The sequence below is a fragment of the Pedobacter sp. 01T416_2 genome (genome assembly GCF_056398925.1).
In genome coordinates this window covers 1-4,628 of sequence record NZ_JBFTQI010000481.1, presented here as the reverse complement: position 1 = coordinate 4,628, position 4,628 = coordinate 1, and the positions used below count along the sequence as shown (strand labels likewise).

Sequence of the window (4,628 nt, the reverse complement as noted above, 5' to 3'; positions counted from 1 at the left end):
CATTTACACCCTTCATGATTCGGGCAAATTTCAGCCTTCTAAAATATTTACCCACAGCGAAAAAATAACTTCATCGGTATTACCAGGTTTTGAATTGGAATTAGATGATGTTTTTGAGGATATCGAATAACTTATTTTTTCACTTTTGATTTTTGTGTTGTATCGTTCGAATCAGCATTCAAAAACATAATAGCGGTTAATATGCATATGAGTACGAAGTTATACTCCATGCCGTTTCTTCCGCCACCTACAACAAACCAGCCTTCCTTAAAATGTACCATAATTATTCCCATAATCAATACGATAATTGTTGCAAAACATGCTGCTCGGATATATTTGTTCATGATTAAAAGCACTGCACAAACTACATGCGACAGTTTAATTAGCCAGGCAATTGCTATCCCATAAGGCGCGAACCCAACTTTATTCAAATAGAGATTGCCAAAATCATTAATTCCGCCATCAAACATGCCAAACACACTGTGTGATAATAAAATGATGGCTATTGATACACGCAATATGGCATAGCCAATTTTGAGGTTTTTTGGAGTCATGGTAGTTTAAATGGTTTTATGGCGGAGCAAATCTTTGTAATGAGTATTTGGTGTACACTAAAATACAATTATCGACGGAAAGATGAATTAAATAGTGGGCGCTTCTACTATAATATTTCACTTCTATGCTTGCTTTCAAACGATTTCTGCTTTAATTTTTGCCCTTAAAAACGTATTTTTGCCACTCAAATTGATATTGAATAATTTTTCATGAGCATATCCACCAAGTACAATCCTGCAGAAACAGAAGATAAATGGTATAGCTATTGGCTATCGAAGAAATTTTTCCACTCCGAACCCGATGAACGCGAACCTTACACCATCGTCATTCCACCACCAAATGTTACTGGTGTGCTGCACATGGGGCATATGCTTAACAATACCATTCAGGATGTATTGATCCGTAAAGCCCGTATGCAAGGTAAAAATGCATGTTGGGTGCCAGGGACTGACCATGCCTCTATTGCTACTGAAGCAAAAGTTGTGGCGATGTTGAAGGAGCAGGGGATTAACAAAAAAGATCTTTCGCGTGAAGAATTTTTGAAATATGCCTGGGAGTGGAAAGAGAAATACGGTGGTATTATTTTAGAACAGTTAAAGAAACTGGGTGCTAGTTGCGATTGGGACCGTACCCGTTTCACCATGGAAGAAGATCTTTCTGAAGCGGTGATCGATTCATTTATCCACTTGTACAAAAAAGGCTGGATTTACCGTGGTATCCGTATGGTAAATTGGGATCCAGCTGGTAAAACTGCGGTTTCTGACGAAGAAGTAATCCGTAAGGAAGTAAATCAAAAACTATATTACATTAAATACCTGATCTCGGGAACGGGAGACCAGTTTTTAACGATAGCTACAACCCGTCCGGAGACGATTATGGCCGATGCAGCAATCTGTATCAACCCGAACGACGAACGTTTTACACATTTAAAAGGTAAAAAGGTTTTTGTGCCGCTGATTAATCATGAAATTCCGGTTATTGAGGATGAATACGTTGATATTGAGTTTGGTACAGGCTGTTTAAAAGTTACGCCAGCGCACGATCTGAACGATTATGAGCTTGGCGTTAAGCACAATTTACCAGTTACCGATATCTTAAACGATGATGGAACTTTAAATGAATTAGCGGTTATTTTAGTGGGCGAAGACAGGTTTGTTGCCCGTAAAAAAATTGCTAAAATGCTGGAAGAAGCTGGGCATTTGGACAAAGTTGAAGATTATAAATCGCAGGTTGGTTTTTCTGAACGTACAGATGCCGCTATCGAACCAAAACTTTCCATGCAATGGTTTGTGAAGATGAAAGAAATGGCACAACCAGCTTTGGATGATGTATTAAATGGAGAAGTAAACCTGATTCCAAATAAATTTGAAAATACGTACCGCCATTGGATGGAGAATGTCCGCGATTGGAACATTAGTCGCCAGTTGTGGTGGGGCCAGAGAATCCCGGCCTGGTACGATGATAAAGGGAATTGGGTGGTTGCTAAAACTAAAGATGAAGCATTAGAAGAATTCTGGAAGAAAAAACATTTGGATGAAAGCTGTTCAGAAACAGAAAAAGCTGGATTCAAACATCAGTTAGAGCCATTTTTAAGACAGGACGACGATGTGATGGATACCTGGTTTTCGTCATGGTTATGGCCGATTTCGGTTTTCGACGGATTTAAAAATCCTGAAAATAAAGACATCAATTATTATTATCCAACCAACGATCTGGTTACAGCGCCTGAAATTTTATTCTTCTGGGTGGCCCGTATGATTATGGCCGGACATGAGTTTATGGGTAAAAAACCATTTACGAATGTATATTTAACCGGTATTGTACGCGATAAATTAGGACGTAAAATGTCTAAATCGTTGGGTAATTCACCTGATCCGATTGGATTGATCGAAAAGTATGGTGCCGATGCCGTTCGTGTGGGGATGTTAATGTCGTCACCTGCCGGAAACGATTTAATGTTCGATGAAAGTTACTGCGAACAGGGACGTAATTTCGCCAGCAAAATATGGAATGCTTTCCGTTTGGTAAAAGGATGGGAAGTTGACGAAAGCTTAACGAACCCAAATACCCAGGCCATATCTTGGTTCGAAAACCGCTTTAACGAAGCTTTGGTAGAAATTGAAGCTAACTTTAAGCAATACCGTCTATCGGAAGCATTAATGATCACTTACAAACTGGTTTGGGATGATTTCTGTGCCTGGTATTTAGAAATGGTTAAGCCAGCTTATCAGCAACCGATTGATGCGGAGAGTTTTAAAGCTACAGTCGGTTTCTTCGAAAATATCATCAAATTATTACACCCGAACATGCCTTTCTTAACTGAAGAGCTGTGGCATGATGATCTGTTTGCCGAACGTGGAGAAATGGATTGCTGTATTGTTGCAGAATTCCCGAAAGGCGGGGCTTTTGATGCGCAATTATTGAAAGATGCAGAGGTAATTAAAACCGTGGTAGCCGAAATTAGAAATGTTAGGAACCAGAAGCAAATTTCTCCTAAAGAAGCGTTGCCTTTAAGCATCAAAATAAATTCTGATCTTGATTATGAAAAATGGTTGAACATTGTTTTCAAATTGGCCAATGTATCAGAAGCGGAAATTGTAAACGATAAAATTGTCGGCGCAACTGCTTTTATGGCTGGCAAAGATGAATTTTTCATCCCTCTGACAGAAAACATTGATGTAGAAGCGGAACGTGAGCGTTTAAATGCCGATTTAGTGTATTTACAGGGCTTTTTAAAGTCGGTAGATTCTAAATTGAGCAACGAACGCTTTGTACAGAATGCAAAACCGGAAATTATTGCAAACGAACGGAATAAAAAAGCCGACGCTGAAGCTAAAATCAAAATTATTGAAGAAAGTTTAGCGGTTTTAGGATAATAATAACTTTACAGCCGTTGCGATCGTAACCCTAAAAAGCCTTTCAGATTATTTTCTGAAAGGCTTTTTTACTTACAGTTAATTAAAACTAGCTAAATAAGAATAAATTATTTCAAACGTTTTCCTAGATATCGATAAAAGCATGCTATTGCCTTAAATATTGGCTTTTTGGCTATTTATTTAAGGTTAATACGATTGTAAGCCATTATTTCAAGATAAGGTGTCAAAAATATTACTTGCGAATATTTATGGTTTGTTTTTATTAACCATATTTTAGATTTTGTTAAAACGATCTATCAGATCGTAAACTATTTAAGCGTTAATCTAACCTAATATCCTCAAATGGAAAATTCCAGAAGAAAATTTATTAAGCAATCGGCAATATTTGCTGCAGCAACCTATGCAGGTACCATGGGCATGAGCGCCAAAAGTTATKGACGCATCATCGGTGCAAATGATAGGGTACGCGTGGGCGTTGTTGGGTTTTCTGATCGCTTTAAAGACACCCTTTTGCCTTGTTTCCTGAACCACAACAAGGAATTAAACTTCGACATTGTTGGTCTCTCTGACTTATGGAACTACCGGAGAGATTTAGGAATTGCCCATTTAAAACAAAAATTTGGTCACGATATTAAAGCCTGCCGTAACAACGATGAGCTTTATGCTACAAAAGATCTTGATGCCGTAATTATCAGTACTGCCGATTTTCAGCATGCACTTCACACCATCGAGGCCGTAAAAGCCAGTTGTGACGCCTATGTAGAAAAACCCTTTGCCGAAACCATGGACGATGCGAAAGCGGCATTTAAAGCCGTTAAAGCAAGCAAACAGATTGTGCAGATTGGTTCGCAAAGAAGGAGTGGAGAGAATTATACCAATGCAGCAAAATTTATTCAGGATGGAAAATTTGGGCCGATAACTGCTGTAGATTTAGTATGGAATGTAAACCAGCCAGGCAGATGGCGCAGACCTGATTTAGTAGCCAAATTAAAAGAAGAAGATATCGATTGGAAAAGATTCTTATTGAACCGACCAAACGAAGCCTTCGACCCAAGAAAATATTTAGAATACCGCTTGTTCTGGCCATATTCTTCAGGTATGCCAGGGCAATGGATGTCGCACCAGATTGATACCGTACATTGGTTTACCAATTTAAAACATCCGCGAAGTGTAGTGGCAAACGGAGGTATTTACACC

3 protein-coding genes are annotated in these 4,628 nt (G+C 38.7%); 2 read left to right on the top strand and 1 reads right to left on the bottom strand.

The genetic code is table 11. The features are described from left to right. Positions 1–131: 131 nt before the first annotated feature. A complete protein-coding gene (locus tag AC1DPQ_RS18475; RefSeq protein WP_477579002.1) occupies positions 132–554 on the bottom strand; it encodes a DoxX family protein in 423 nt (140 codons plus the stop codon). A 210-nt stretch (positions 555–764) separates the two neighbouring features. On the opposite strand from AC1DPQ_RS18475, the gene AC1DPQ_RS18470 reads away from it, so the two are divergent. Beyond that, positions 765–3,431: a valine--tRNA ligase gene (locus tag AC1DPQ_RS18470; RefSeq protein ID WP_477610481.1), complete on the top strand. Its 2,667-nt coding sequence runs from the start codon at positions 765–767 to the stop codon at positions 3,429–3,431. Between the two features lie 342 nt (positions 3,432–3,773). Then, positions 3,774–4,628, top strand: an 855-nt coding sequence (locus AC1DPQ_RS18465) for a Gfo/Idh/MocA family protein (RefSeq protein ID WP_477610480.1), incomplete at its 3' end; no start/stop codon positions are given.